Source organism: Planctomycetota bacterium, from assembly GCA_039819165.1.
GTDB lineage: Bacteria > Planctomycetota > Phycisphaerae > Phycisphaerales > UBA1924 > JAHCJI01.
The window spans coordinates 1,555,064-1,582,031 of sequence record JBCBSM010000001.1; the positions used below are offsets into that span (position 1 = coordinate 1,555,064).

Annotated in this window: 23 protein-coding genes; 13 read left to right on the plus strand and 10 right to left on the minus strand. The window is 71.1% G+C overall.

The features are described from left to right. The first annotated feature begins 21 nt into the window (after positions 1 to 21). Positions 22 to 2,019, plus strand: coding sequence for a hypothetical protein (locus AAFX79_06715; GenBank protein MEO1008240.1), 1,998 nt, complete (start codon positions 22 to 24; stop codon positions 2,017 to 2,019). Here AAFX79_06715 and AAFX79_06720 read toward each other — a convergent pair. After that, the gene (locus tag AAFX79_06720) at positions 2,016 to 3,020 is read right to left on the minus strand and encodes a hypothetical protein (GenBank protein ID MEO1008241.1); all 1,005 of its coding nucleotides are present in this window, start codon (positions 3,018 to 3,020) and stop codon (positions 2,016 to 2,018) included. The two genes, AAFX79_06715 and AAFX79_06720, sit on opposite strands and share 4 nt — an antisense overlap. A 150-nt stretch (positions 3,021 to 3,170) precedes the next feature. Between AAFX79_06720 and AAFX79_06725 the strand changes: the two genes are divergently transcribed. Together AAFX79_06725 and AAFX79_06730 are read left to right on the plus strand one after the other, a co-directional pair. Next, positions 3,171 to 3,629: a thioredoxin domain-containing protein gene (locus AAFX79_06725; protein MEO1008242.1), complete on the plus strand. Its 459-nt coding sequence runs from the start codon at positions 3,171 to 3,173 to the stop codon at positions 3,627 to 3,629. Positions 3,630 to 3,951: 322 nt separating this feature from the next. Then, a complete protein-coding gene (locus AAFX79_06730; protein MEO1008243.1) occupies positions 3,952 to 4,854 on the plus strand; it encodes a hypothetical protein in 903 nt (300 codons plus the stop codon). A gap of 9 nt (positions 4,855 to 4,863) precedes the next feature. Here AAFX79_06730 and AAFX79_06735 read toward each other — a convergent pair whose 3' ends face one another. The 3 genes from AAFX79_06735 to AAFX79_06745 are packed head-to-tail and all read right to left on the minus strand — an operon-like array spanning position 4,864 to position 8,389. After that, a complete protein-coding gene (locus AAFX79_06735) occupies positions 4,864 to 5,688 on the minus strand; it encodes a M14 family zinc carboxypeptidase (protein MEO1008244.1) in 825 nt (274 codons plus the stop codon). Continuing rightward, positions 5,685 to 6,635, minus strand: a complete 951-nt coding sequence (locus AAFX79_06740) for a hypothetical protein (protein MEO1008245.1) — start codon at positions 6,633 to 6,635, stop codon at positions 5,685 to 5,687. Before AAFX79_06740 ends, AAFX79_06735 begins: the two co-directional genes overlap by 4 nt. Next, positions 6,632 to 8,389, minus strand: a complete 1,758-nt coding sequence (locus AAFX79_06745) for a carboxyl transferase domain-containing protein (protein ID MEO1008246.1) — start codon at positions 8,387 to 8,389, stop codon at positions 6,632 to 6,634. Before AAFX79_06745 ends, AAFX79_06740 begins: the two co-directional genes overlap by 4 nt. A gap of 107 nt (positions 8,390 to 8,496) precedes the next feature. Here AAFX79_06745 and AAFX79_06750 point away from each other — a divergent pair, with 107 nt between their 5' ends. Both AAFX79_06750 and AAFX79_06755 read left to right on the plus strand, forming a co-directional pair. Further along, on the plus strand, positions 8,497 to 8,973 hold the full coding sequence (locus tag AAFX79_06750; GenBank protein ID MEO1008247.1) for an SRPBCC family protein: 477 nt from the start codon (positions 8,497 to 8,499) through the stop codon (positions 8,971 to 8,973). An 88-nt stretch (positions 8,974 to 9,061) separates the two neighbouring features. Further along, positions 9,062 to 10,405: a TlpA disulfide reductase family protein gene (locus tag AAFX79_06755; GenBank protein MEO1008248.1), complete on the plus strand. Its 1,344-nt coding sequence runs from the start codon at positions 9,062 to 9,064 to the stop codon at positions 10,403 to 10,405. Here AAFX79_06755 and AAFX79_06760 read toward each other — a convergent pair whose 3' ends face one another. Continuing rightward, positions 10,406 to 10,990 carry a peroxidase-related enzyme gene (locus tag AAFX79_06760; GenBank protein MEO1008249.1) on the minus strand — a complete coding sequence of 195 codons (585 nt, stop codon included), beginning with the start codon at positions 10,988 to 10,990 and terminating at the stop codon, positions 10,406 to 10,408. It abuts the gene before it with no gap. A gap of 79 nt (positions 10,991 to 11,069) precedes the next feature. On the opposite strand from AAFX79_06760, the gene aspS reads away from it, so the two are divergent. From aspS to AAFX79_06785, 5 genes are all read left to right on the plus strand, one after another. After that, positions 11,070 to 12,941, plus strand: coding sequence for an aspartate--tRNA ligase (aspS, locus tag AAFX79_06765; protein ID MEO1008250.1), 1,872 nt, complete (start codon positions 11,070 to 11,072; stop codon positions 12,939 to 12,941). Between the two features lie 64 nt (positions 12,942 to 13,005). Beyond that, positions 13,006 to 13,890 (plus strand): DUF4198 domain-containing protein, encoded by an 885-nt coding sequence (locus tag AAFX79_06770; protein ID MEO1008251.1) that lies wholly within the window; start codon positions 13,006 to 13,008, stop codon positions 13,888 to 13,890. A 45-nt stretch (positions 13,891 to 13,935) separates the two neighbouring features. Continuing rightward, entirely contained in the window at positions 13,936 to 14,790 is an 855-nt protein-coding gene (locus tag AAFX79_06775; GenBank protein MEO1008252.1) for a PhzF family phenazine biosynthesis protein, read from the plus strand. 274 nt (positions 14,791 to 15,064) lie between these two features. Further along, on the plus strand, positions 15,065 to 15,217 hold the full coding sequence (locus tag AAFX79_06780) for a hypothetical protein (protein ID MEO1008253.1): 153 nt from the start codon (positions 15,065 to 15,067) through the stop codon (positions 15,215 to 15,217). 78 nt (positions 15,218 to 15,295) lie between these two features. Continuing rightward, on the plus strand, positions 15,296 to 15,763 hold the full coding sequence (locus tag AAFX79_06785; protein ID MEO1008254.1) for a hypothetical protein: 468 nt from the start codon (positions 15,296 to 15,298) through the stop codon (positions 15,761 to 15,763). Positions 15,764 to 15,788: 25 nt separating this feature from the next. Here the strand turns inward: AAFX79_06785 and AAFX79_06790 are convergent, their stop codons facing one another. The 4 genes from AAFX79_06790 to AAFX79_06805 all read right to left on the minus strand — a co-directional run bounded on the left by AAFX79_06790 (position 15,789) and on the right by AAFX79_06805 (position 20,359). Next, entirely contained in the window at positions 15,789 to 17,804 is a 2,016-nt protein-coding gene (locus AAFX79_06790; GenBank protein MEO1008255.1) for a M48 family metallopeptidase, read from the minus strand. A gap of 17 nt (positions 17,805 to 17,821) precedes the next feature. Further along, positions 17,822 to 18,436, minus strand: coding sequence for a LemA family protein (locus AAFX79_06795; GenBank protein ID MEO1008256.1), 615 nt, complete (start codon positions 18,434 to 18,436; stop codon positions 17,822 to 17,824). Between the two features lie 95 nt (positions 18,437 to 18,531). Beyond that, positions 18,532 to 19,560, minus strand: coding sequence for a GC-type dockerin domain-anchored protein (locus tag AAFX79_06800; protein MEO1008257.1), 1,029 nt, complete (start codon positions 19,558 to 19,560; stop codon positions 18,532 to 18,534). Between the two features lie 82 nt (positions 19,561 to 19,642). Continuing rightward, positions 19,643 to 20,359: an SDR family oxidoreductase gene (locus AAFX79_06805; GenBank protein MEO1008258.1), complete on the minus strand. Its 717-nt coding sequence runs from the start codon at positions 20,357 to 20,359 to the stop codon at positions 19,643 to 19,645. Positions 20,360 to 20,380: 21 nt separating this feature from the next. Here AAFX79_06805 and AAFX79_06810 point away from each other — a divergent pair, with 21 nt between their 5' ends. The 3 genes from AAFX79_06810 to AAFX79_06820 are packed head-to-tail and all read left to right on the plus strand — an operon-like array spanning position 20,381 to position 24,591. Next, the gene (locus tag AAFX79_06810; protein ID MEO1008259.1) at positions 20,381 to 21,994 is read left to right on the plus strand and encodes an extracellular solute-binding protein; all 1,614 of its coding nucleotides are present in this window, start codon (positions 20,381 to 20,383) and stop codon (positions 21,992 to 21,994) included. Positions 21,995 to 22,010: 16 nt separating this feature from the next. After that, the gene (pyk, locus tag AAFX79_06815; protein MEO1008260.1) at positions 22,011 to 23,612 is read left to right on the plus strand and encodes a pyruvate kinase; all 1,602 of its coding nucleotides are present in this window, start codon (positions 22,011 to 22,013) and stop codon (positions 23,610 to 23,612) included. Between the two features lie 49 nt (positions 23,613 to 23,661). Then, complete coding sequence (locus AAFX79_06820; GenBank protein ID MEO1008261.1) at positions 23,662 to 24,591, plus strand: site-specific DNA-methyltransferase; 930 nt, start codon at positions 23,662 to 23,664, stop codon at positions 24,589 to 24,591. Between the two features lie 91 nt (positions 24,592 to 24,682). On the opposite strand, the gene AAFX79_06825 is transcribed toward AAFX79_06820, so the two are convergent. Beyond that, positions 24,683 to 26,905 (minus strand): S8 family serine peptidase, encoded by a 2,223-nt coding sequence (locus tag AAFX79_06825; GenBank protein MEO1008262.1) that lies wholly within the window; start codon positions 26,903 to 26,905, stop codon positions 24,683 to 24,685. Positions 26,906 to 26,968 lie beyond the last annotated feature (63 nt).

A 26,968-nucleotide genomic window follows, 5' to 3' on the forward strand; every position in this document is an offset into this window, starting at 1 on the left:
CCGGTGGCGTATCCTGCGATGATGGCGTGGCTTGCGTGCATCCCGGTGCTCGTCGTCGCGGCCGGTACGCCGCAGGACGCCGGCGCGACGCCCCTGCCGGCGGAGGCGATCGCCGGCCCGAGCGCCGCGGCCAACCCGGCCGTCGCGCTGAGCGACGCCGCCACTCCCGAAGAGGGCCTCGCGGCGGCCCGGGCGGTGCTGCAGCGGCTCGACGATCCGGCCGTCGCGGCCTTCGTGCCCCGATGGCTCGCGGAGGATCCCGCGGCGGCGATGGGCTACCTGGCCGCCGCGGCGAGCGATCGGCGTGAGGTCGACCGCCTGGGTTCGGCGATCATCGGGGCGCTCCGCATCGACGCCGAGCGAGCCAACCCAGACGATGGCGACGACGCCGGGGCCGGCGCGGCGTGGGTGTTCGATCGCGCGACGGCCGCGGCGGCGCGCGAGGCGCGGCGTGTGCTCGCGCGATCGGGCGGCGTGGCGGCCGCCGAGGCGCTGGTCGCCTGGCTCGAGGCCTCGGACCCCGCCGACCGCCGGCAGGTCGCCGCCTCCCTGGTCGCGCTCTCGGGCCGCGAGGACGTGCCGCCCGAGCCGGGTGCCTGGCGGAGTTGGTTCGAGCGGCACCGCTACCTGCCACCGGGCGAGTGGGCGTCGATGCTGGCCGCGGACACGCGGGCGCGTGCCATCCGCCTGGCCGACCGCGAGCGGGCGCTGGGCGGCCGGCTGGGCGAGACCCACCGGCGGCTGCACGCCGCGCTGCCCGCCGACGCGCGGCCCGGGCACATCGGCCAGCTGCTCGCCGACGACATCGCCGCCCTCCGCCGGCTCGGGCTCGAGCTGGTCTCGCGGGGCCTGGAACGGGGCGCGATGCCGGGCGAGGACATCCGCGGCGGCATCGTGGCGCTGCTCGGCGATGCCGACGCGGACATCCGCATCTCGGCGGCGCTGCTGGTGGATCGGATCGCGCCGGCCGGCGCGGGCGAGCGCGTCGTCGAGGCGCTGCGTAGCGAGACCTCGCCCCGCGCCGCCGCCGCGTTGCTGCGCGCCTTCGGGCGGGCGCCCAACCCGGCGGCCGCCGACGCGGTGCTGCACTGGCTCGAGCGGGACGCGCCCACGCGCGCTGCCGCGGCCGACGCGCTCTTGTCGCTCGCGGAATCGGGCCACGAGATCGATGCCCGTGCGATCGAACGGCTGCGGGCGGTCTACGCCGGCGTCGATCCGGCCGCATGGACGCCCGCGGAGATGCGGCTGCTCGCGCGATCGGGCGGAACGGAGGCGGAGGAGGCCCTGCACGGGCTCGTCGAGAACGGCTCGGCCGAGCGGCGGCGGGCCGCGGCCGCGGCGCTCGCGCCGAAGGCCGCGAGCGCCGGGCGGCTGCTGTCGGCCGCCGAGCGGTACGACGACCTGCTGCCCATCGCGGCCGACGCGCTCGCACGACACGGGACCGATCTCGGGACGCTCGTTCGCCTCGCGCGGGCCGAGGCGCTCGTGCCCGATTCGGATCGGTCGGCGGCGAGGCCTGGCACACGGCTCGTGGCGCTGGCGTCGGCGGATGTGCGTCGGCTGGCGGCGGCTCGGCTGCTCGCGGACGATCCGCTCGCCGTGGTCGCGCTGCTCGGACCCGTTGGCGAGGCGCCGCTGCCCGTTGGCCATCGCGCGCCGCTGGCCCGTGCGTTCGATCGGCTGCAAGATGCCGCCGGCGTGCTCCGCGCAACCACCGACGCGACGGACGACGATCTGGTGCTGCTTCGCATCCGGGCGCTCTGCATGCTGGGCCGCCTGGAAGAGGCGGCGACGCTGGACGTGACCGAAGGCGGCGATGCGGGCCGCGTCGCGGCGGCCTGGCTGGCGGCGCTCCGTCGATCGATGGACGAGCCCTTCGCCGGCGAGATCGCCGCCGCACTCGAGGCGCGCTTTGGCGCGGCGCTCACCGCCTGGCAGCGAAGCGAGTTCGATGCCCTCCGCGCGGCGCTCGCGCCCGACCCGCCTCCGCCCGCCGAGGGCGACGGCGGAGGTGGCTAGCCCCGGGGCGTGAGATCGCCCGCCGGCTGCGCGAAGTACATGGTGATGAGCGCGTAGGAGCGGGATCCGAAGCGGTGCACGCTGCCGCTGACCTCGAAGGCCGTCTGGCCGCCGAAGCGGCCGACGATGTCCTCCATCGCCTGCATCGCGCTGCCGGGCAGCAGCACCAGCGGGGGCTCGGCGGCGTCCACGTTGGCGGGCTGGTCGAAGCGGAGCGTCCACAGCCCTCGATCGCGGACCATCCGCGCGCGGCGGCGGACGAGACGCTGGCCCTCACGCAGGACATCGCTCGTCGCCGACGGCTGCCCCACGCTGCGCTCGCGCTGCGCGGCGACCGGCGGCGCGGCCAGCGCACGCGCCTCCCGCCGGCCGGCCTCGAGTTCGTCGGCCATCCGCTGCAGCTCCGGCGTGATCTCGGGCGTCGCCGATGAATCGGCCGGCCCCGGCTCCGTTGGTGACTGGTCGGCCGGCTGGTCACCTTGTGCGGGCTCCACCGGCGCGAGCAGGCCGAAGGCGGTGGGCAGCAGGTAGTTGGCCCGCCGGTAGACGGTGAATCGGCCCGTGAGCCGCACGCCCAGTTCGGTGCGATCGTCGTCGATGGCGTCGATGATCCGCTCGAGCAGGCGGCAGGGCAGCAGCACGCTTGCGCGGACCTCGCCGCGTTCGTCCAGGTAGACGAAGACCCACTCGCCGAAGGGCGTCTGGCGGACTAGGCCGGGCCGCTCGGGCAGCGTGGATCCCTCGACCTCCAGGGGCTCCTGCACGCGGGCGTCGCCCAGCCCACCGAGCAGCAGCGAGCGGATGGACTCGGGGATCGCGCCATCGCGAGCACCCGCACCGGGGTCGGCTTCCTGGGCCGAATCCTGCGCTTCGGGCGGGTTGGCTTGCTCGACCGAATCTTGGGTGGATGGGCCAGCGGGCAGCGCGAGAGCGACTGTCCCCAGCATCCAGCAGCAGAATGGGCAGCACGAGACCAACCAGGTGCGTCGGCGGGGGTCCATGTGGGAGGGTATCGGATGGGGCCGGCCGCCGGCATTCTCGAAGTCCGCGGAATAGTCGGCGGCCCGCCGGGGTTTGCCCGGCCTCGCCGCGGTCGTCGGTGCGCGCCGCGGATGCTCACGATGTGCCGATTCCACGAGGAGATCCCGATCATGAACACCCGACGCCTGTTCGCCACGGTGGCCGCCACCGCCTCGCTCGCCACGCTCGCCGCCTGCTCGAGCGGACCCGCCACGGTGCTGACCGACACGGACCAGTCCCGCCTGACGGCCTACGCCGGCGAGGCCGAGGTCGTCGCCGTCGCGATGCACGCCGACTGGTGCGGGGCGTGCCAGCAGCTCGGTCCCAAGATGCAGCAGGCCGCCACCGACCTGGACGATCCGCGGCTCACGCTGGTCAAGGCCGACCTGACCGACCGTGATTCGCCGACGGGCGAGCGGACGCTGGACGAGATCGGGCTGTCGAGCCTCTTCGAGAGCAACGGCGGCGCGACGGGCGTGGTCTACCTGATCGACGCCGAGACGGGTGCGATGCTCGGCGAGATCACCAACGGCAACTCGGCGGCGAGCATCCGCGAGAAGCTGAGCGACGCGATCGCCACTGCGAGTTGATCGCCATCACGAGCCGATTCTGGCTCGCAGGCGTGGCGACGGGGACGGACCGCCTGTCGCCGCTCCATCGTGATTGCGCATGCAGATGCCCATGCCTGGCGGCGACCGCTCTGCGTCGTCGCTTTTTTTTGGGCGCGCGATGCGGTCGTGGTAGCGCCCACGACGCTCTTGCCTTATGCAATATTGGAATGTCCTTATATTTGTCAGCGGGAGGGATTGCGTGATGCGAGATCGATGCGGCCGATTGTTCGGATCTCGTTCGTGGCTGGTTGGAATCGTGGCGGCCTGCGCGTCCGCTGCCTCTGGACAGGTAGTGGTCAACGTGCCGCCGGATCCGGTGCCCGATGCGGCGTTCTTCGCGGCCAACCCGGGCGCGATCGTCAACGTCCACTCCGGCTTCGCCAGGTTCGCGAACTGCGCCATCGGCGTGTGCGATTCGTTCGACTTCAACGGCGCGACAATCAACGTGTTCGAGGATGCGATCGTCAGCATTCGGGTGGGCGTCTACGGCAACATAAACGTCTTCGGCGGGACGCTCTCGAGCGTATCGCTGGTGGGCTGCAACCTGCTCTCCGTCGACGGCGCGATCCTCGGCGGTTTCGGGATGTCCGACGACCCGCAGGATCCCCTGGGCGTCGAGGCGAGGCTGGTGCGCACGACCGGCCAGCTCGTGACGTTCGGCAACATGGGCTCGGTCTCCATCTTTGGCGGCGACTACGACATATTGGTCCTCGACGCCACCGTCGGCACAGACGAGCGGTCTCCGGCCCGCATCGAGGGGGCCAGCATCGACTCGTTCCGCGCGATCGAGTACGAGGTGGACATCGACGATGCAACGCTGGGCGCGTACGCCCAGATGGACACCAACACGCACGCCACGATCGCCACCAGCGACTTCGACGTGCCGCTGATCGTCGATTGCGGCCGCAGTCCGGGGACCACCGAGCTCACCTTCGAGGTCGTCCGGGCCCAGCACCAAACACTCGAGGATCTCATCCTGGGCCGGGAGGGCACCGTCTACGAGGGGTCGGTCGGGGAGGTCTTCGAGGTGCCGCAGCGAGAGGGCTTCCTCACCATCGAGTTCGCCAACGGCGACGAACGCATGCTGGAAGTCGGCACGAGCATCTTCTCCGCCGACGTGTCGGTGTGCGGCACCGCTGCCTTCTTGTTCGTCGAGATCGTCGAGCCACGGCCGGCCAACCGGTTCTCGAGGCGGGCGCCCTAGGCCCCGGCTCTACCGCATCCGCCGAGCCAGCACGCCGAGCGTCCCCGCCAGTCCGGCACGAGCGACCTCGAACGCCGCCTGCGGATCGGTGCCGCGGCGGAACTCGACCGTCAGCGTCGCGATGCCTCGATCGAGGCCGGCGTAGCTGCCCAGCGAACCCGGCGGGTTCGTGAAGTCGGCCTGCACCCGCCAGCGTGGATCGACGGTGCGGGCCGCGGCGACGAAGGCGTGCGCAAGATCGTCCGCGGGGCCGTCGGGATCGACCAGCGGCCCGCCCCGCATCGAGTGCAGCACGATGATCGCGTCGGGGTCAAACGCGAGCAAGTGCTCGTGCACGGCGGCGGTCTCGGGCTCGCTCAGGGGTGCGGGGCCGCGGGTGCGGCCGGGCCGGAAGTTGCCGGCGGGCCAGTTGCGGTTGAGGTCCACGCCCCGCGCGTTCGAGCGGCGGCGCTGCTCGTAGCCGTCGGGGTTCATGCTCGGGATGGCGTGCAGCGTGATCACGTGGTCCATGCCGGCGGCGACGAGGGCGGCCCACAGGTCGTCAAAGCGATCGAACGCCTCGGCCTCGTCACCGTGGATGAGGCCGATGAGCAGCACGCGGATCGGGCCGCGGCCGTGGGTGCGCAGCTCGAGGGGCCGTCCGAGCGCCGATCGTCCCAGCAGCAACAATCCAGCGATCTCTGGAGCCGCTCCGCCCTCGCTGGCAAAGATCGGCGTGCGAGGAGGAGGGGGGGCGTCCATCCCCGGCGCACGACCATCGATCTTTTCCGCGGCACAGCCCGCGAGCCACACGGTGCAACACGCGGCGAGCGGTGCCAGCAGCCGCCGCTTCATGGACCCACCCGGTTGTAGATCGCATCCGCGAAGCGATCGGCGGCCTCGGGGTGCATGTCCAGGAACAGCTCGGGCTCGATAAGCTCGAGCTCGCCGAGCAGCGGATCGCCATCGTCGCCGGGCACGAGATCGACGCGGGCGTACAGCGGCATCTCGCCGTGGATCGCCCGCCAGGCGTCGAGCGAGCGTTCGGCCACGTCTCGCTGGGCGTCGGTCGCCTCGACGAGCTCGTACCGGCCGCCGAAGTCGCTCTGGCTGCGGAAGTCGCCGGCCTTGGGAATCTTGCGGACGGCGTGGGACAACTCGCCGTCGAAGTAGACGAGGGAGGTCTCGCCGTCGGTGGTCACGCGATGGAGGAAGGGCTGCAGCAGCACGCCCCGCGGGGTCATGATGCGCTGGACGTGCTCGCGCAGGCGGGACGCGTCGCGGGCGTCGAACCTGGCCAAGCCCGCGGCGGCGGCCCCCACCACGGGCTTGGCGATGACCGCATCCCATTCATTGCCGGTCGCGTGCTCGATCTGCGCGTCCCAGTCCGCGTGCGTCGCCAGCAGCGTGGGCACGATCGGAACGCCTCGATCCGCCAACTGGTGCATGTAGGTCTTCGCGAGGTTCGCCAGGATCGCCTGGCCACCATTCGCGAGGCGATCCGAGCGACCCAGCTCGCGGACCCAGGCCTCGAACTCGTCGGCGCGGTCCCAGTAATCCCACGGCGTCCGCAGCACCACGAAGTCGAGCACCTGCACGACGTCGCGGAGCCCGTCGACGTCCTTCGCTTCGCCCAGCAGGCCCGCGAGGTCGTCCCAGGCCACGAGCGTGACGGCGGCCCCGTATCGCACGAGGGCCTGCGCCAGCTTGCCCTCCGAGGCGTGATCGATGTGGTCGTGGTGGCGGCACGTGACCAGGCCGATCCGCGGCGTCGTGTCGTGCGCAGCGGGTCGCTCGCTCACGTCTGGAGCACCCCGGTCTTGAATTCGCGGCTGTAGTCCCAGCCCTGGTTGGCGGCCGCAAGTGCGTCGACCAGTTCCTCGCGGGTGCGGTGCGGCTCGATGATGCGGTCCACCCAGCCCCGAGCGGCGCCGTAGCGGATGTCCTGCTGCTCGCTGTAGCTGGCGCGGACGGCGGCGAGGATCTGCTGGTGGGTCTCCTCGTCGATCTCCTCGCCCTTGCGCTGGCGGCTGCGCTCCTCGATCATGGCGAGGGTGCCGCTGGCCTGGGCGGCGCCCATCACGGCACACTTGCTGCCGGGCCAGGCGAGGCTCAGGAACGGCTCGAAGGCCCGCCCGCACATGGCGTAGTTGCCCGCGCCGTAGCTGCTGCCGGTGATCACGACGATCTTGGGCACCACGCAGTTGCTCATGGCGTTGACCATCTTGGCGCCGGCGCGGATGATGCCGCCCTGCTCGCTATCGCGGCCGACCATGAAGCCCGTCGTGTCGTGCAGGAAGACGATGGGCACCTTTCGCTGGTTGCAGTCCATGATGAAGCGGGCGGCCTTGTCGGCGCTGTCGTCGTAGATCACCCGCGGCATATTGGCGGCGGTGCTCGGGCCGGCCTTGCCGCCGGGCTGCGTCCGCTCGGTCAGGGCGCCTTGGTTGGCGACGATGCCGCACGCGTGCCCGCCGAGGCGGGCGTAGCCGCAGACGACCGACTGGCCGTACTCGGCCTTGTACTCGTCGAAATCGGGCTCGAGGCTCTCGTGGCCCTCGGCGTTGGGCAGCGCCCGGGCATCGACGATGCAGGCCAGGATCTCCTTGGCGTCGTACTGCTGGCCGGCCTTGTCGGTGAAGATCTCGTAGACGTCCTCGGCGGTGCGCAGCGGCGGGATGGCCTCCGCGGGTGCGTTCTCCGGGGCTTCGACGGCCTGCTTGCCCACGACTTCCCGCACCCGCACGAGGCAGGCCTCGTCATCGGGCTCCTTGAAGTCGATGGTGCCGCTGATCGCCGCGTGCATGTCGGCGCCGCCGAGTTCCTCGTCGCTGACGTCCTGGCCGATGGCGGCCTTGACCAGCGCCGGGCCCGCGAGGTAGAGGCCGCTGCCCTCGGTCATGAGCAGCGTGTCGCAGAGCACCGGCAGGTAGCCCCCACCGGCGACGCAGTAGCCCATGATGGCCGCCGTCTGGCGGATGCCCTCGGCGCTCAGCACGCTGTTGAGGTAGAAGATGCGGCCGAAGTCATCGGTGTCGGGGAACACGTCCTCCTGTAGCGGCAGGTAGACGCCCGCGCTATCGACGAGGTAGATCAGCGGCAGCCGGGCCATCCGGGCGACGTGCTGGGCGCGGATGATCTTCTTGCAGGTCATCGGGAAGAACGCGCCGGCCTTGACCGTGGCGTCGTTGGCGATGATGACGTGCCGGCGGCCCTGCACGACGCCGATGCCGGTGACCACGCCCGCCGCCGGCGCCCCGCCGTGCTCGGCGTACATGCCATTGGCGGTCCACAGCCCGAGTTCCTGGAAGCCGGGGATCTCGTCGGCGTGCGGGTCGACGGAGCGTGGGTCGATCGCGCCGCCGCCCACCGGATCGACCAGGCGAGCGACCCGCTCGCGGGCCGTCAGGCGGCCCTTGGCGTGCTGGCGATCGATGGCCTTCGCGCCGCCGCCGGCGCGGATCGAGGCGGCTTGCTCGGCGAACTCACCGGCGCGTCCGCGGAGCGTGGCGTTCGGGTCTTGTTGCGTCTTTTTCTCGGCAACCTGCTCGCTCACCCGCATTCTCCCTTCGTCGCGAGCGGCACCTTCCGGTAGGCTCTGCGGTGGGCAGCGTAGCGAGGCTGCCCGGCCACAGCCCGAGCATCACACCGGGAGCCAGCCCCATGCGGATGACCATGAGCACGCACATCGACGCCGACCCGGACACGGTCTTCGAGGCCACCACTCGGTTTGCGACCGCGGCGGACTTCATCGGCGGCATCGACAAGGTCGAGATGCTCACCGATGGGCCCGTGGGCGTGGGCACCCGCTTCCGCGAGACCCGGACGTTCTTCGGCAAGACCGCCACCGAGGTGATGGAGGTCACCGACTTCCGGCCCGGCGAGAGCTACACGCTCGGAGCGGCGTCCAACGGGTGCATCTACCAGACGATCGTCCGCTGCGTGCCCGAGGACGGCGGCACCCGCCTGGAGTACGACTTCTCGGGCGAGCCGCAGGGCCTGATTGGCAAGCTGACGGCCCCGCTGATGGCGCTCGCCCTGGGCGGCACCATGCGCAAGTGCCTGGCAAAGGACCTCGAGGACATCAAGGCCAGCGTCGAATCGGGCGGCGACGCCCCCGAGAGCGCCGCGCTGGCCTAGACGGCACCGCCGAACCGCCGCATCCGTGCATGACGATGCACCACCGCAGGCCCATGCAACGCGGAATCGATCCGCCCGGAGAGATCTCATGACACGCCCGCTCGACAGACTGCGCTCCGCGGCGATCGCCCTGGTGGTCGGCGCCGGCACGGTCGCGCTCGCCCAGGTCCAGGCTCACGTCCAGGACGAGCACCTCGACGCCGTCCTCGGCGAGCTGGCGGCCGACCGTGCGGCGTTCGCCGCGTCCGGCGGCGGCACCTACGACCAGTGGATCGCCATGCAGCGAGACGCGCTCGCCAAGATCGACTTCGGCGGGCTCTCCATGCACCAGCTCGCCCGGCTCTACGGCGAGGCGCTTCTGGACCGGCCCGACGGACGGAGACCGGCCCTCGATCGGCTCGACGCCCTGCGACCGATGGTGCGGGAGCACTCCGCCGAGGGCGCTGCGCTGGCGGCGCTGGAGTACGGGCTTCGCGGCGCGCCCTCGCCGGAGCACCACCCGGACACCGAGCTGCAATCGAAGCTGCTGGGCCGTGCCGTCCGCCACGCCCACCTCCACGAAGCGATGGCCCGCGGCCTGACCCCGGGCTTCGTGAACGCGATCGAGCAGGCACGCGACCCGGAGGTTCTGCGTGCGCACCGCGACGCGATCGCGGACCTGCCGCGCATGGTGGTCGCCTCCCCGCCCCGGATGGCGGTCGAGGTGCGATCGCTGTGGAGCCTGCTGGGGCGGCTCGACCTCGACGCCGAGCAGCGAGAGGCCCACCGCGTGATGCTCGTCGACTACCTGCGCCGCAGCGCCGAGGCCGCTGGGCCGGATGGCGGCGACGCGATCGCCGACGACGGCGAGCGTGCGTTCGTGCGGGACACGCTGGCGGTGCTGGACGGAGCATCGGCTCGCGGCACGCTCATCGGCCACGAGGCGCCGGAGATGACCATCGAGTGGTCGAGCGATGACTCCATCGCGTCTCTGGCGGATCTCCGAGGCAGCGTGGTGGTCCTCGACTTCTGGACGACGTGGTGCGGGCCGTGCCTCTCGAGCTTCCCCGATGTACAGGCCCTCATCGATCACTACGAGGGCCTGCCGGTGCGGGTCATGGGCGTGACCAGCCTCCAGGGCAGGGTGTACAACCTGCGGAGCGACGGGCCGATCGACTGCGAGGACGACCCGGCCGCGGAGCACGACCTCATGCCCGAGTTCATGGCGGAACGCAACATGACGTGGCCGGTCGTGTTCACGCGGCAGGACGTATTCAACCCGGACTTCGGCGTGCGCGGCATTCCGCACGTCGCGATCATCGATGGCCGGGGGATCGTCCGGTACAACGGCCTGCACCCCGCGGCCCCGATGGCGGCCAAGACCGAGAAGATCGACGGCCTGCTCCGCGAGATGGGCGTCGAGCCGCCGGCCGGCGACGATCCCGACGGCTGATCAGCCGCTTGGCCGCGACTCCTCGGGCCACGCACCGGTCACCCCTTCGCCGGTGCCCAGCTCGGCCCCGAGCCCCAGCACGATGCGATTGGCGTAGGCGAAGTACGCCGCCGCCTGCGCGACGTCCACGATCTCTCGGTCCGTGAGGCCTGCCGACCGCAGCGCCTCGACGTCGCGTTGCGCCACGCCCGCGGGGTCGCGTGTGAGCTTCTCGGCGTACTCGACCATCGCGCGCTCGCGTTCGGTCAGCCCGGACGCATCGCCGTCCTTCAGGGTGGCTGCGAGGGACTTGCGTTCCCCGGGCAGCAGGCGTGCCAGACCGGCGGCGTGGTGCTCCAGGCAGTACGTGCAGCCATTGAGCCGGCTGACGGCGACGCCCACGATCTCTCGCTCGGCCCGCGACACCGGACCGGGCCGGTGCATCGACTGGACGTACAACGCGCAGTGGGCCGCGAGCGACTCGGGGTTGGCGCTGTGGACCTTCAGGACGTTGTCCACGGTGCCGTCTGGGTTGCCGAAGCGGCGGTAGAGCCCGGCCAGCTCGCCGGAGGCCTGCGACTCGGGCACGATCCGGACGTACGCCATGGGGACACCGTAGCGCCGCCCCTACACTCCGCCCCGTGGCGAGCCCTCCCACCGCTGCCGCGGCCGGAGGGCGATTGCCATGCTGAAGCGCACGACCGCGTGCGGCGAGCTCCGCGAGGCCAACGTCGGCGAGACCGTCAGCCTCGCGGGCTGGGTCAACAACTACCGCGACCACGGCTCGGGGCTGGTGTTCATCGACGTCCGCGACCACACGGGACTGACGCAGTTGGTCTTCGACAAGGAAGATGCGCCGCACGAGGTGGTGGACGCGGCCGACAAGCTGCGCAACGAGGACGTGATCGCGGCCCGGGGACGGGTCCGCCTGCGAGACGGCGGCCCCAACCCGAAGCTGGCGACGGGCACCATCGAGGTGGTGGTCGAGGAGCTGCACACGCTGGCGAAGGCCGACACGCCGCCCTTCCAGCCCGGCGACGAGCAGAACCTGCCCGGGGAGGAGCTGCGCCTGAAGTACCGCTACCTCGACCTCCGCCGGCCCGCGATGCAGCGAACGCTCCGGACGCGGCACCGGGTGACCAAGATCGCGCGGGACTTCTTCGATGCGCTGGGGTTCATCGAGGTCGAGACGCCGAGCCTGTGCCGGTCGACGCCCGAGGGCGCGCGGGACTACCTCGTACCCAGCCGGCTGCAGCCCGGCGAGTTCTACGCGCTACCGCAGAGCCCGCAGCTGTTCAAGCAGATCCTGATGGTGGCCGGCGCCGACCGCTACATGCAGGTCTGCCGCTGCTTCCGCGATGAGGACCCCAGGGCCGACCGCCAGGCCGAGTTCAGCCAGATCGACCTCGAGCTGTCCTTCGTGGAGCGCGAGGACGTGCTGGAGATGATGGAGGCCTTCGCCCGCACGCTCTGGAAGGAGGTGCTGGGCGTCGAGGTCCCCGCCTTCCAGCGGATGACCTACCGCGAGGCGATGGACCGCTTCGGCATCGACCGGCCCGACCTGCGCTTCGGGCTCGAACTGGTGGACATCTCCGACCTGGCCGCGAAGACCGACTTCCGCGTCTTCGGCGATGCGCTCGCGAAGAACCCGGGCGAGGCGCCCGCCTTCCTGCGCAACGGCGGCGTGGTCAAGGCCATCCGCGTGCCGGGCGGGGCCGCCACGCTGACCCGCAAGCTGACCGACGGCTACACCGAGTTCGTCAAGCAGTTCGGCGCGGGCGGCGTGCCCGTCGCCAAGGTGGCCGAGAGCGGGTTCGAGACCGGCATCGCGCGGTTCGTCGAGCCGATCTTCGCGGACCTCAAGGAACGCATGGGGCTGGAAGCCGGCGACACCGTGCTCTTCGGCGCCGACGCGTACGACACCTGCACCAGGGCGCTGGGCGAGCTGCGGATCAAGGTCGCCCGCGACCTGGGCCTCATCGACGAAAACCAATGGGCGTTCCTGTGGGTCGTCGACTTCCCGATGTTCGAGTTTGACGAGGGAGGCGGCCGCTACCACGCGCTGCACCATCCCTTCACGGCGCCGCGGTCCGACCAGATCGAGGACTTCCTGGCGGTGGACCCGGCCAACCGCGAGGCGGTCAAGGCCATCCTGAGCGACGGCTACGACATGGTGTGCAACGGCAGCGAGATCGGCGGCGGCTCGATCCGCATCCACCGCCGCGACGTGCAGCAGAAGGTCTTCGGGCTGCTCGGTCTGTCCGAGGAGGAGGCCCGGGAGAAGTTCAGCTTCCTGCTCGAGGCGCTGCGCTTCGGCGCGCCGCCGCACGGCGGCATCGCCTTCGGCCTGGATCGGCTGGTGATGCACCTGGCGGGCACGGACAACATCCGTGACGTGATGGCGTTCCCCAAGACGCAGACCGGGGCGGACCTGATGACCGAGGCCCCGGCCGCCGTGGACGAGGCCCAGCTGCGAGACCTGCACATCCGCCTGGCGGACGAGGCCTCGCCGGCGGACTCCCGGGCGGGCCAACCGCTGAGCGTCGAAGCGACGTAGGTGCGCGCTTCCCGCATCGCTGTTGGACTTCGACTCGAATGGACGCATCGGAGGAGGTTCCGCCATGACGCCACGACGACTCTCGCTGCCCGCACTGGCCGTGCTCTTCGTTGGCGCGTGCATGACGCTCGGCCACGACTTCTGGCTCGAGCCGTCGTCGCACCGCGTTGCCCCCGGAGACCGGGTCGACGTCGCGATCATGATCGGCCACCACGACGATCTGGATTCGTTTCCGCGTCGGCCCGGGCACGCCAAGTCGTTCCGATTGGTTGGTCCGAGCGGGCACCACGAGATCGCCGGCGAGGATGGCGATGACCCGGCGGGCTCCCTGACGGCGCCCGAGGATGGCGCGTACTGGATCGTCTACCACGGCAATCCCAGCTTCATCGAGCTCGACGCCAAGAAGTTCGAGGAGTATCTCAAGCACGAGGGGCTCGGACACATCATCGAGGAGCGCGCCCGACTGGGCGAGTCGGACGAGCCGGGCCTCGAGGCATATTCACGCTGCGCCAAGGCGGCCATCCGCGTCGGAGCCAGCTCGACGCCCGCGCACGCCGAGTTCCTGCGCACGCCGGTCGGCCTCCCGCTGGAATTGATCCCGCTCGACGATCCGTTTACGCTGCGCGCGGGCGACGACCTGGCGGTGAGGCTGCTGCACCGGGGCGAGCCGCTGGCGGACGCGATGATCGAGGCCATGCACCGCCGGGACGACCAGCAGACCCCCCGGACGGCCTGGGTGCTCACCAACGAGCGCGGCGAGGCGATGATTCGCTTCGATCATCCCGGACGCTGGGTGCTCGCGAATACGCACATGGTCCGCAAGACGGTGTCATCCGCGACCGACGCCGAGTCCGCTGGCGGATCCGCGGCCGAACCGACCAGCGAGGCCGACCGGGCCGACTGGGAGAGCCACTGGGCGACGCTGGCGATCGAGATCGCGCCGCGTTAGCGAACGATGGGGCGACGGCATAGGGTCGGCCGGAGGTGCCCGCCCATGAAGCTGTACCACGTCGATGCGTTCACCAGCCGCGTGTTCGGGGGCAACCCCGCCGCCGTCATCCCCGTGGGCGAGTGGCCCGACGACGACGCGATGCAGGCCATCGCCGCCGAGAACAACCTGAGCGAGACCGCCTTCATCGGCCCGGACGCCGACGGGGACGATCGCCGCATCCGCTGGTTCACGCCCGAGCGGGAGGTCGACCTGTGCGGCCACGCCACGCTCGCCAGCGCACACGTGCTGTGGAACCACGAGGGTGAGGTCGTCGAGCAGCTCACGTTCGCCTCGAGGAGTGGGCCGCTGTCGGTCTCCCGCGAGATGCAGCAGGGCGAGCACGCCATGGACCTCATCGTGCTCGATTTCCCCGCCTTCGGCACCGAACCCGTCGAGATCACCGCGGCCTTGGTCGAGGCGCTCGGTGCCCGCCCGAGCGAGCTGCACCGCAGCACCGGCGCCAAGCGCAATCTCATGGCGGTCTTCGAGAGCAAGAAGGACGTGCATGACCTGCGGCCCGACTTCGAGACGCTGGCCGACCGGGCGCTGGTCGGCGACAGCCTGGGGCTCATCGCGACGGCCCCGGGCGCGAGCCACGACTTCGTGTCCCGCTACTTCGCGCCCGCCGCGGGCGTGCCGGAGGATCCCGTCACGGGGTCGGCCCACTGCGTGCTCGCGCCCTACTGGGGCGCGCGGCTCGGCAAGTCACGGCTGTCGGCGCGGCAGGTCTCGAAGCGCGGCGGCGAGCTGCGGTGCGACCTCGCGTCGAGCGAGCACGGCGACCGCGTGCTCATCGCGGGGCACGCGGTGACGTACATGGTGGGCGAGATCGGCGTCGCGACGCCCGTGACCGCGTAGCCGCGGGTTTTCGATTTCTTGGACAGGAACTGCCATCCGCATGGCCGGGCGACACGCCGGCACGCAGCCAGACGGAATGCGCATGGCTCGGATTACTCGCCACGATGGCAAGAACAACGGACCACCGGTATCGGTCGTGCGTCGCAGCCTGGCTGCCGACGTGGCTCGATCGCCCAAGGCCACCGCCGCGAACATCGCGGTACCGAGCATTGGCCCGGACGCCCGTCGCATATGCGGGCGCAGGTCCATCCAGACGCACAGAGGAGAAAGACGCATGCAGCCGAAGACCATCGCGACCCTGCTGGCCGCCGGCACCGCCTCGTCGGCGCTCGGCCAGATCGAGCCCATCCTGTACTCCGACGACCCCATCCCGGGCGTGACGACCACGGGCGGCGACCAGGCCACCGTCTGGCAGACCGGCCCGTAGCGCGTCCGCAACAGCCTCGACCGCTCCCGCTGGGCCATCCGCGTCAACCAGACCAGCGCCAGCGACAACGAGTACATCGTGTCGGGCCAGGGCCTCACCGGCTCGGTCGTGGTGAACACCAGCGGTGAGGCCAACGCCCAGCGCGGCTCGGTCTTCTTCTTCGAGACCGCCGGCGACCCACCCGTGGTCGGCTTCGGTGGCGATCTCGACGGCACCTCCACCGACGACAACTTCTTCGCCATCCGCGACGAGTCGACCGGGCTGTTCAACTCGGTCTGCCGCGAGCTGGACACCATCGACGGCCAGACCATCGTCTCCCCGATCGTCCCCGTCGACTGGGTGGACGCCCAGGGCAACACCTACGCCGCGCCGGCGGGCGCCTTCTCGGCGCTGCCCGAGATCTTCGCGGGCACCATCCCGGACGATCTCTTCGCCCGCATCGCGCTGCCGGGCCCCGTCTGCCGCGTCGACCTCGATGGCGACGGCGAGCCGACCATCTTCGACTTCCTCGAGTTCCAGAACGAGTTCGACGCCGGCTGCGCGTAAGGGAGCCCGAGCGGCGCTTAGAACTTCACGCGACCCGCTGCCCCGGCAGCAGCGGCGGCATCGGCACTCCAAGCACGGCGGCGAGCGCCCGGAAGAGCTCGGCCTCTCCGGGCGCGATGTCGCCGTCTGCACCGACGACGGCCGCGCAGGCCTCGATCAGCCGCCGCTTCTGCTGGGGCACCAGTCCCCGCAGCTCGCCGAGCGCCGCGTCGAGCGCGCGGTGGTCGAACGCGGTCTCGCGGAACTGGGTGGGCACCTGCGCGATCGCGCGGGCGCCCGCCTCGAAGGCCCGCCACGCGGACTCGTCGTCCTCGGCCCCCGCCCGGGCGAGCACGGACAGCACGACGGCCGCCTCTTTGCCGAGCCGGTTGAGCGACGAGCGGGTGATGGCGTCCTTCGAGCGACCCAGCTGCGCCTCGACGTGCGACTCGAGGACGCGGAGCAGTGCCCACTCGAAGGGCTCGATGCGGCCGTCGGCCTCGGCGAGCGCACGCGTGTTGCGCGCGAAGGACTGGAGCTGTCCCCGCGACAGTCTCTGGAGTGGAGCGAGGCATAGCTCGAGCAGGGGCAGCCGCAGATCGCGGTCGAGGCTCGCGGCCTCGGTCTCCAGCGCACGCACGACGCGCAGCACGCCAAAATCTGCCCGTCGCTGGAGGACATCGAGCTGCGCGCGGAGCGACGCATCGTCGCTCGACCAGTGCATGAGCAACGCATAGACCACCGCGCGGCAGCCGTAGGGATCGTGCGCGGCCTCTCGGAGGGCGGCGGGCAGGCGATCGAGCATGCCCCTGGCGTGGGCCACGTGCTGCGGCGTCGCGGTCCCGATCAGCGCGAGCAGCGGGATCGCGGCGTGCCCGGCGAGCTGCTCGGCCGCCTGCTCGCGGCCCATGCGGCGGTCCCGCAGCCGCTCGAGCTGCTCGCGGGGCGAGAGCGGCCCGCCGCTCGATTCGGCGGCCGGCCGCCGCGCGGTGGATGGCGCCGGGCTGCGCTCCAGCGGGTCCAGCATGCTGCCGTCCCAATTCGGATCCACGCGGCGGATGCGGTCGGGCAGCGGCGGGTGGCTCGCCAGGGCCGAGCCGAGGAAGGACGACGCCACCGCGTTGCCGAAGAACATGTGGCTCATCTCGCGGGCGTGGGCGTTCTCGATGTTTGCTCGCTGCGCACCGCCGCCGATGCGCCGCAGCGCACCGGCGATGCCGCCGGGGTTGCGGGTAAACTGCACGGCGCTGGCGTCGGCGAGGAACTCCCGCTGCCGGCTGACGGCGGCCTGGATGAGCCGCGCGCACACGGAACCGATGCCGCCGATGGCGACCAGCGCGATGGCGAGCACCATCATGCCGGCCACGCCCCGGCCGTCGCGCCGCCCGCGGCCGCCGCCGCTGTACGCCGTGGCGCGCAGCAGCGTGTAGCCCGCGAGGCTGAGCAGGACGATGCCGCCGAGCACGCCGACGAGGCGGATGTTGGTCCGCATGTCGCCGTTGAGGATGTGGCTGAACTCGTGGGCCATGACGCCCTGCAGTTCGTCGCGGGTGAGGCCGTCCACGCAGCCCCGGGTCACGCCGATGACCGCGTCGCTGGGTTCGTAGCCCGCGGCGAAGGCGTTGATGCCCCGTTCCTCGCCCATCATGTAGACCGGGGGCACGGGCACGCCGCTGGCGATGGCCATCTCCTCGACGACGTTGAGCACGCGACGCTCGGACGGATCGCTCGTGGATTCGTCGATGGGCCGCCCGCCGAGCTGGAGCGCCACGACGCTGCCGCCGCCGCGGAGCTCGCTGATGCGGTAGGCCGTGCCGCCCGCGATGAGCAGCGCCGCGCCCGCCGCACCGGCGGCCGCAAAGCCGGCGAGCGGCGCGGCGTCGACGTCGCCCTTGGACGCCACGAGCGCCGCGATCACCACCGCCGCCGCGACCGCGACGCAGGTAACCAGCACGGATACGACGTAGAGCGCAACCAGCAGCTTCGTGCGGCCGCGCGCACGGTCCTGGTGGGCGAAGAAGTCCATCGTGGCGCGGCCGTCGGCCATGGGGTTGTCGTTCACCTAGCTCGATGCCGCGATCAGGAGAAGGAGACCTTGGGCGCTTCCTTGATCTCGGCGGCGTCCTCGAACTCGAGAAGCCCGGCATCCTGGCCGTGGCCGAACAGGCCCGCGAGAACCACGGGCGGGAAGCTCTTGCGGTAGGTGTTGTACTCGGTCACCTGGTCGTTGAAGGCCTGGCGCGCGAAGGCGACCTTGTTCTCCGTCGAGGTCAGCTCCTCCTGCAGGCTCATCATGTTGGTGTTGGCCTTGAGGTCGGGGTAGGCCTCCATGACCGCGAACAGCCGGCCCATGGCGCCCGTGAGCGCGCCCTCGGCGCTGGCGAGGCCCTGCATCGCGCCGGCGTCGCCCGGGTTGCCCGAGGCGGCATCTAGGCCGCTGACGGCCTGGTTGCGGGCGGCGATGACGGCCTCGAGCGTCTCTCGTTCGTGGGCCATGTAGCCCTTGGCGGTCTCGACCAGGTTGGGGATCAGGTCGTGCCGCCGCTTGAGCTGCACGTCGATCTGGGCGAAGGCGTTCTTGAAGCGCTCCCGCAGGCGGTTGAGCGCGTTGTAGATCGACACGCCCCACCCGATGACGCCCAGGCCGCCGAGCGTGATGAACAGCCCCACCGCCAGCAGCACCCAGACGACCATGCCTCCCCCTTTCGCGGTGCCGGCAGCACACCGGCGACTCGCGAGTGTATTAGGGAAACACCGCCCGAGTATTCAGAATCGGCCGCGCATGCCGGCTAGGGGCAGCCGGCGGCGAAGGCGTTCTGGAAGGCCAGGAAATCGAAGAGGGTCAGCTCGCCGTCGCCATCGAAATCTGCCGACGCCTCGCCCAGATCGAAGGCGTTCTGGAAGGCCAGGAAATCGAAGAGGGTCAGCTCGCCGTCGCCGTCGAAGTCCGCCGGGCAGGCATCGCCGAGCAGACCGGGCACGTAGCCCGCACCGCCCGTCGGATTGGGCGCTATCGGGCTGCCGGCCGGCGCCGGGTAGGGCGAGGGCTGCGTCGAGAACGCGCCCGTCGCGAGGTCGTAGAGGTAGTGCTCGCCGCCGTTGGCGTCGGCGTTGTCGGTCAGCAGGAGCACGACGCCGCCACCGACGGCGAGGCCGTCCACGTCGGTCACCGCCGGCGGCAGGGCCGCAACCTCGACCAGGCCCGAGCCGGGATCGCCCGGATCGAAGGCATACAGGAAACGCCCGCCGGTCGCGTCGTCGTCGGCCAGATAGATCAGCCCGTCGTCGGGATTGAAGTCGATGCCACCGATGGTCAGCAGGCTGCCGCCGTCGGCGTAGTCCAGCACGAGCGACACGACGCCCGTATCCAGATCGATCGTGAAGAGGCCCTCGGCTTCGCCCGCGGAGGCCAGCGTCCGCGTGCCGTACAGCACGTCGGCGGCTGGGTCATACGCGAGGCCGTCGATGGACACGTCCGTGCCGCCGGCGCTCTGCGTCTCGACGAGCTTGATGGGGTTGAGCAGGTCGTCGTAGGACACGACGTAGATGTCGTCGTTGGGCCCGTTGCGGACCGACGCGAAGAAGCGGCGGTTGGCGTCGTCGCCCGCCAGCCCGCCGAAGCCCGGAGCGGTGGCGGGGATGCCCAGGTCGGCCTCGATGTCGAACAGGAGTGTGTTGACGCCATCCTCGAGGAAGAAGGCCTCGGGCTGGTTCTCGCCGAACACCGGCTTGGTGATGCCGGTGATGAACTGCGCGTGGACCGACGCCGAGCAAATAGCGACGGCCGCAATGGAGCTGGTGATGATGCGTGTACCCATGCTCGTTCCTCCCCACGGATGCTAGATGGCGTGCCGTGAAGTGTTCGCGTCTTCTCGGACGCGCGGCGCACCTCTAGGAAGCCTACGGGGTGACCTCGATCGACGTGCCGTTGTCGCCGTCTCGCTCCCCGCACGCGCAGGCCACGATGACCTCGGCGACGACCCCGGGATCGAGGGCGGCCGAGGGCGGGACGGCCTTCTCGTCGAAGTTCGCCCGCAGCATGCCGGTCTCGACGGCGCCGGGCGCAACGGCGAATGCCCGGACCTTCTGCCGCTTGCCCTCCTTGGCGATGCTCTTGGTCAGCACGTCGATGGCGCCCTTGGCCGCGCCGTAGGCGTAGAAGCCCGCGAACGGATCCCGCGTGGCCATGGTCGACACGCTCACGACGCGGCCACCGCCGTCCTGGGCGCTCTCGGTCAGCAGCGGCCAGGCCTCGAGCACCAGCTTGGCCGGCCCCACGGCGTTGACGGCGAAGGACTCGTCGATCTCCTGCATGGTGGTGTCGGCCAGGGGCGTCAGCGGCGCGTAGCCGGCGTTGTTGATCAGCGCATCGAGCCGGCCGAACTCGCCCAGCACGCATTGCATGATCTCGCGGGGCGCATCGGGCGAACCGACGTCGGCCTGGCACGCGCGGGCGTCCTCGCCCAGCTCGTCCATCGCGGCATCGAGCTTCGAGCGGGTGCGCCCGACGATCAGCACCCGCCAGCCCTTGGCCACCAGCATGCGGGCCGTTTCGAGGCCGATGCCCTCCGAGCCTCCGGTGATGACCGCCGCCCTCGCATCGCTGCTCTCGCTCATGAGGCAGCGTAGACTCGGTCGATGCGATGGAAGGCCGCCGTGCTGCTCGCGGGCATGCTCGCCCTGCTGGCCCTGCCGCTTGCCCTAAGGCGTGGTGATGCGACCCCGCAGCGCGACGGCCCGACGCTGGTCGTCATCACGCCGCACACGCAGCAGATCCGCGACGAGTTCGCAATCGCCTTCGCCCGCTGGCACGAGCAGAACTTCGGCGAGCCCGCGAACGTCGATTGGCGGACGCCCGGCGGCACGAGCGAGATCCGACGGCTGCTGCAGGACCAGTACCGCGCCGCGCTCAACGCCGGCGAATTCGGCATCGTGCCCGGTGCGCTCGGCGAGCCCTTCGTGGAGATCGACGCCGGCCGCATGGGCTACGACATCCTGTTCGGCGGGGGCAGCTACGAGCACGGCCAGATTGCGCGGGGCGTGAGGATTGCGGTGCCGGAGGGCGTCCCGGGGGCCGAACTCGCCGGCGGCGCGGGGGCGGAGCTGGCCGTGCCCATCAGCGTTCCGGCCGGATTCACGCCGCAGCAACTCGATGGGTGGTACGGCGAGAATGCCATCGGCTCCGAGCGGCTGTACCACCCCAAGCAATACTGGCTCGGCACCGCGCTCTCGAGCTTCGGCATCCTCTATAACAAGGACCTGTACCGCGAGCGGGGACTCGAGCCGCCCCGGGCCTTCGAAGACCTGACCGATCCCCAGCTCGCCGGCATGGTCGCGCTAGCCGACCCCAGGCAGAGCGGCTCGATCACCACCACCTTCGAGTCGATCCTCAACGCCTATGACTGGGACGAGGGCTGGCGGATCCTGCGCGAGATGGCCGCCAACACGCGCTACTTCACCAACGCGGCGACCAAGCCCCCGCTCGACGTCGCCGCGGGCGAGGCGATGGCCGGCCTGGCGATCGACTTCTACGGCCGCACCCAGAGCCAGTCCGTCGTGCCCCCCGGTGCGCCCGCGAGCGCGAGCCGCGTGGGTTATGTTGATCCGGTGGGCGCAGTCTACATCGATGCCGACCCGATCTCGATACTCCGCGGTGCGCCGCACCCTGAGCTGGCACGCCGCTTCGTCGAGTTCACGCTCACCGAGCAGGCCCAGAGCCTGTGGCAGTTCCCAGCCAATCCCGACCAGACCGGTCCGCCGCCGACCGGGCCGGTGCAGTACGAGCTTCGGCGGGCCCCGGTCCGCCGGGTGATGTACGAGCGGCACGCCGACCGCTTCATCGACGAGCTCGATCCGTTCAACGCCGCCGCCGACGTCGAGAACCGCGGCTGGCGCTCGTCGATCTCGATCATGATGGGCGCCTTCGGCGTGGACAGCGACGAGGAACTGCAGCGGGCGTGGGCAGCACTCAATGAGCTGCGGGCGATGGCCGCCACCGACCCGGCGTTCGAGTCAACGCTCCGCGAGGCCGAGGCCGCCTTCTACGCCTTCCCCAGCGAGCCCGTGACCGGCGAGGATGGTGCCGTCCGCGAGCTGGTCTTCAGCGCGGAGAACTACCGGCCGGTCCGCAACGCCTGGAGGGATCCCGAGCGGGCGGTCGAGGCGCAGATCGAGTACACCCGGTTCTTCCGCGACCGATATAGGGAAGTGGTCAAGCTCGCCCGCGACGCCGCCCGGCGACGCGACCCCTAGCCCCGCGGAGGTTCGCGTGCCCACAAGCCCCACCGTCCCCGAGCACGCCGCCGGCGAGGCCGACCGCGCACCCGGACCCCACCACGCCCCGGCCCGCCGGGGCGAGCGGCCGCCGCTGACCAAGATCGTCGCGACCATCGGCCCCGCGTCCGACGACGCCGCCATGCTCGCCCGGCTGATCGACGCCGGCGCCAACGTCTTCCGGCTCAACTTCTCGCACGGCACCCTGGAGGAGCACGGCCGGCGGCTGCGCACCATCCGCGAGGTGGCCGACGACATGCACGCCCGTGTCGGCGTGCTGGGCGACCTGCCGGGCCCCAAGATCCGCGTCGGGGCGGTGCCCGACCTGGCCCGCGGCGGCGGCATCGACCTGGAGACCGGCCAGGAGGTGCTCCTCGACCGCACGCTCAGCGAGGCGATCATCCGCAGCGAGAACGGCCAGCCGCTGCCCGCGCTGCCGCTGACCTACGGCGGGCTGGTCGACGAGGTCGAGCCGGGCCAGCGGGTGCTCATCAACGACGGTGCGGTCCGCATGCTGGCGGTCGCCACCGAGCCGGGCGGGCAGGCCATCCGCTGCCTGGTGACCGTCGGCGGCAAGGTGACGTCCCGCAAGGGCATCAACCTGCCCGAGACCGACGTCCGCGCACCCGCGCTGACCGAGCGGGACATCGAGCTTGCGCAATGGGCCGCCGAGCACGAGCTGGACTACCTGGCGCTGTCCTTCGTCCGCAGCGCCAAGGAGATCCGCGAGCTGCGGGCGCTCGTCGAGCAATACTCGGGCGATCGCGGGACGATCCCGATCATCGCGAAGATCGAGAAGCCCCAGGCGATCCGCTGCATCGACGAGATCGCCGAGGCGACCGACGGCATCATGGTGGCGCGAGGCGACCTGGGCGTGGAGATGGACATCCCCGAGGTGCCGCCCGCGCAGAAGCGGATCATCAAGGCCGCCCGGGACTGGGGCAAGCCGTGCATCGTGGCGACGCAGATGCTCGAGACGATGATCGAGAACGCCACGCCGACGCGGGCCGAGGCCAGCGACGTGGCCAACGCCATCTTCGATCGCGCCGGCGCGGTCATGCTGTCGGGCGAGACCGCCGTCGGCCGGCACCCGGCGCTCGTCGTCGAGACCATGGCCCGCATCGCCCGCAGCGCCGAGCGGGCCCTGGCCGACCGCGATGATGAAGCCACGCCGCCCGCCCAGCTCCGCCAGACGCGCTACCGCACCGCCGCCCTGGCCCACGGTGCGTGGCACCTGGCGCGGGACCTGGACGCGAAGGCCATCGCCTGCTGGTCGCAGCTGGGCGGCACCGCCCGCTACCTCAGCCAGAACACCTTCGACATCCCCATCGTCGCGTGGTCGTCCGACCCCGCGGCATCGCGGCGGATGGCGCTGCTCCGCGGCGTGTATCCGCTGCTGGCCGAACCGCCCGAGTCCGGCCGCCTCGCCGAGTGGACCGACGAGGTCGAGGCCTACCTGCTCGATCATGGGTGGGCATCCCGGGGCGACCAGGTGCTGCTCATCGCCGGCCGGCCGCTGGGCGTCGCCCGCGTAGTCAACTCGATCTCGGTGCTGAAGCTGGGCGATCCCGACGGCGGCTACCGGCTGCACGCCTAGCGACACCCGCGGCCGTCGCGCCGCGCGAGCATCGCGGGTACACTCGTTCGTGCCCCGACCGCCCACGCCGCTGCGACCGAAACGCGCCACCACCGACAGCGACTGCCGGGTGTACGTGGGCGACTGCCGCGAGGTGCTGCCGGTGATCCCCGAGGCGGCGCAGGGTCGGGTCGATCTCGTCTTCGCCGATCCGCCGTTCAACTGGGATCGCGGCTACGACGAGTGGGACGATGCCCTGCCCGACGAGCAGTACTGCCGCGTCGCCGACAGCTTCCGGGAGCCCTCGGACGAACTGGCCTTCACCCAGCGCTGGATCGACCTGTGCATCGCGGCGCTGACGCCGACGGGCTCGATCTGGATCAACATCCCCGACGACTGGGCCGCCGAGATCGTCGTGCACCTCAAGCAGCGCGGCCTCACCATGGTCAACTGGTGCGTGTGGCACTACCGCTTTGGCCAGAACACCACGGGCCGCTTCATCAGCAGCAAGGTGCACGTGCTGTACTTCTGCAGGGATCCGAAGCGGCGGACGTGGCGGCCCGAGACCATCCTCGAGCCCTCTGATCGCGCGAGCACCTACTTCGACCCCCGGACCAACGACAAACGCGACGGCATGCCCGCGGGCCGGCGGGTGCCCACCGACGTGTGGTACGGCAAGCACCTGGGCCGCATCCAGGGCAACAACAAGGAACGCCGCGGCAAGCACGACAACCAGCTGCCCGAGCGCTACCTCGCCCGCGTGATCCGCTGCTCGTCCCACCCGGGCGACCTGGTGCTCGATCCGTTTACGGGCAGCGGCACGACCGCCGTCGTCGCGAATGCCCTGGGGCGGCGATTCATCGGCTGCGAGTACTCGAGCGCGATGGCCGCCAGCGCCATCGAGCGGGTCGAGGCCGGCCCCGTCCGCGACCTGCGGGCGCCGGCCGAGAGCACCGCCATCTTCCCCGCGCGACGCCGGGCCGCAGCCGCGCCGTCCTGAAGCGCGAGACGGCCCGCGTGCCAACGACAACGGCGGGCGATGCCTCCCCGCACCGCCCGCCGAGCGGGAACAACGAAGCCTCCCTGTCGGCCTAGCAGCCCGCGTCGAACGCGTTCTGGAAGGCCAGGAAGTCGAAGATCGACAGCGACCCGTCGCCGTCGAAGTCCGCGGACGGATCGCCCGCATCGAAGGCGTTCTGGAAGGCCAGGAAGTCGAAGATGCTCAGCTCACCGTCGCCGTCGAAGTCGGCCGGACAGGCGAGGTCCCGCGAGAGATCACCGGCCGACACGACCTGCTTGACGCCGTCGGTATCCCGCAGGCTGAAGATGACGCCCGCGCCGCCGCCGGCCTCGAAGAACTCGACGCGAAGGGCGTGCTTGCCGGCCAGCAGCGCGACCTCGGTGCCGATCTCGACCATGCCGTGCAGGCCGTCGTTGTCGACCACGAGGTCATCGCCCAGGTAGAGCTTCGATCCATCGTCGGAGTTGGTGAACAGCGTGTACACGCCGGTCTCGGCGACCTCGACGTAGCCGCGGAACACGGCGCCGACGTTGTCCGACCGCCCGCTGTTCATGAACTCGCCGCTGGTCGACGGGAAGTTGATCTGGTCGGCGACGTCGGTCGCGTAGGGCAGCAGGGTATCGAAGTCCGGCAGCACGCTGGCGCCGATGACCTCGTAGTAGGCCACGTCCACGCCCGGCTGCGTGAGCGACGGGTTCTCCGGCGTGCGGAAGGTCGACGGATCGAGCACGTCCACGGTGACCGTGCCCTCGGCGGTGAAGCCACCATCGGTGATGGTGTAGGTGAACTCGTCGAGGCCGAACGTCCCCGCCGGGCCGCTGTAGACCAGCTCGTCGCGGCCGTCGGGCCCGGTGCCGACGCTGCGCTCGATGGTGCCGCCAAGCGAACCAGTCGCGTCGAAGCCGTCGATGGTGATTGGATCGCCGTTGATGTCGAAGTCGTTGGACAGCACGTCGATGGCGACCTCACCGCCGGCGATGACCGACGACTCGTCGTCCACCGCGACGGGCGCCGCGGGCTCGCCCGAGCCGGCCGCCGCCGCGACGGCCTGGAAGAGGTTGACCCGGCCGTTGCCGTAGATCGATGACGGGCCGATGTCGTCGCAGGTGTCGTAGAGCATGGCCTGGATGATGTCGGGCGTCAGGTCGGGAGCGGCCGACCACATCGTGCCGATCACGCCGTTGGTCACCGGAGTCGCCATGCTGGTGCCGCTAGCGCGGCCGTAGCCGCCGTCCCGGGTCGAGCTGAGGATGTCCACGCCCGGCGCGAAGACGTCGACGGCGCGGCCGAAGCTCGAGAAGCCCGCCCGCACGTCGCTCGGGTTGCTGGCACCGACGACGATGGTGTCGGGCCACTCGAAGCCGCTGTGGTCCTGGCCGAAGTTGTTGGCCGCGTACAGCAGCAGGCCGCCCTGGCTCTTGATGTAGGTACCCGAATCGCCCACCGCAGGCGCCTCGACGCCCGTCCAGGAGCAGCTCGCGGTGCGGGCGCCGTTCTCGACGGCCCACTCGGCGCCGTGCAGGATGGCCGTGAGCGAGGTGCCACCCCCGCCACCCGCCGACGCGGCCGTCGCGCGGACGGGGCGGATCCCCAGGTTCCAGCCCACGCCGGCGACGCCCACGCCGTTGTCGCCGATGGCCGCACCGCAGCCGGCGACGTGCGTGCCGTGGCCGTTCTGATCGTTGACGACGCCGCCCGCGGACTCGAGCAACCGGTCCGCCGAGTTGTACCCCTCCAGCAGCGACGCGGACAGATCCTCGTGGCTCGTGAGCACGCCGGTGTCCACATAGGCCGTCACGATCGACGAACTGCCCGTGGTAATCTCCCAGGCCATCTCCGACTGCATGATCGGATGGTGCCACTGCTCGTCGTACCGCGGATCATCGGGCTCGAGCGTCGGGAACACGATCCAGTCGGGGTGCGCGAAGCGGTAGTCGTCCGTGTTGCCAAGCAACGCGCCGTACTGCGTCTCGTCCATGCCGTCGGGCAGCCGGACCGTGAAGCGATCCGGACCACGATCGTGATGCACCACGACATCGGCGAGGCGGGCGATGGCCGTCGCCCGGCGATCCGCGGCGGCCTCGAAGGTCATGCCCTCGCGCTGGAAGTCGAGCACCGTCCGCGGCGCCACGAGCATCCGGCCGCTGAACTCCAGGGCGCCCGCACGCTCCTCGAAGGGCCCGAAGTAGGCCTCGCCCAGCGTCGCGGAGCGATCGCCGGCGAGGGCGGAGGCGGCGGTGCCGGCAACGGCAACGAAGGCGCACAGCCTCGTGCGCGAGAGCGAATTTCGCATCGTGTACTCCCCATAGATCCTTGGAAACGCGGCAGACGCGGCGGGCGGACCCGGGCATGGTGA